Annotated in this window: 1 protein-coding gene; it reads right to left on the bottom strand. The window is 46.1% G+C overall.

From position 1 onward, the window contains the following. Window positions 1–1,652: DUF3849 domain-containing protein (locus FYJ59_RS13795; protein WP_154498917.1), on the bottom strand; the 1,652-nt coding region annotated here is incomplete at both ends.

The following is a 1,652-nucleotide window of genomic DNA, read 5'->3' as shown; positions in this document are numbered from 1 at the left end:
GGCATAAGGCTCAATAGCTTTTGCCCACTCCTTATTCTCCGGAGAAAACCGTCCATCCTGCCTTTTGTGCATGACAGAATTGGCAAGCACATAACTTACTCGTTCAGAGCCATATTCCTGAATGACTCCCTCCGCTGTATCCTTTGGCAGACGATACCCGTCAAACTTCTCAGCGATTGCCTTTTCAATGGCATTCTTACAGGCTACCTTGGTTTCATGCTCCATCTTTGCCTGTGCCTGCTCCAAAGCCTTCTGCTCCTGCTCCACTCTGTACTGTACATAGGCTTCTTTTCCTTCCGTAGATAAATACTTATCTTCTTCAATGAGCTTTCGGATACGTTTCTCCACAACCTTCCAGGACAACAGCACTTCTGCGTATGGTTTTCCGATATTTCCCTTTTTCAGCTTTATTCCTTTTGCATCATGATCCTCATAGCTGTGGTCAGCTCCGGCAAGTGCATGGCTACTGCCGCCTGTTCCATACTCATTCTTTAAGAAATTAGCTGCTTCTTTGCTGTCATGCCCTTCCTTAAAATAATCATAAATACGAAAAGACCCATTTGAAAAACCACTTCCCCTGCCAAGCCTGTGGTCAATCTCATCCTGCGTGATAAAATCCTCGTGTTTAATTTCCACATGCTCAGCAGCTGGAAATGTCAGCCTGTCTACCAGAAGGTTGTCGAGTTCGGCACGAAGCTCCTCTTTTGGCATAACAGAACGGAAACGCAGGCTTTTTTCTCCGGTTTCCAACTGATGCAGAGCATGATCCATGTGGACAGCTATCCTCTCCACCTCTTCCGGTGTAGAAAGAAGTTCCACCAGTCTTGCATGGGCATCCGGGTAATTGCCCGCCTTTAATTCCAATTCTTCCGGCATTTCTCCCATACCGTCACGGAAAAAGAAAAATAAATGGTTTGCAATCCTGCTACGCTCCACCTCATCCACAAGATAAGCTTCATTGGCACCCATATATGTGCCATTCTCTACCTGCCTGCGGATATTCTGCTCAATATCTTTCCATTCCATCGTAAGTATGGGTTGCTCCGTTGCTGATGTACCGTATCCAACACTCATGCCACCTTCATCAAACCATACGGCTATCTGCTTTCCGTCAAACTCAAAGCCTTTTCCGGTGGTTCCATACTCTTTTTTCAGAAAGGCAGTCATTTCTTCCGCCGTCTTTCTCTGTTGGTACTTGGCATAAATACGCTTGCGGCTGTCATCCCTGCCTCCGCCGCTTCTTAAAATATCATCAATCTGTTTCTCCGGCAGTACAAAGCCTGTCGGCATAACACTTTTTTCTTCTGCCTGCTTCATGGCAATGTTGCCGACCTGCTCCGAAAACATGGTAAAAAGGTCAAGCTGTTTGAACATTCCGTCTGTATCAATCTGCTCTGCCACTTCCCCCGGAAGTAAATAGACACCATCCTCAATATAAGAATTGACCCAGTATCTTGCATCTTCCCATGACAGTCTGCTCTCTGCTTCACGGGACAGATAATTGCCTTTCCACATGGTAAGACCATCCTCATCAGCTCGATACCCGGCTCTTACATCCCCAATATACAGCTCTGTAAATTCCTCCATACGGAAAGAATTTTTCAGATACTCCGTCTGCAAAACCGCATCCTGCTCTGACTGGAAATATCCTG

It is taken from the genome of Waltera intestinalis, assembly GCF_009695995.1.
GTDB classification, from domain to species: domain Bacteria; phylum Bacillota; class Clostridia; order Lachnospirales; family Lachnospiraceae; genus Acetatifactor; species Acetatifactor intestinalis.
This window is presented reverse-complemented; position numbering and strand designations above follow the sequence as displayed.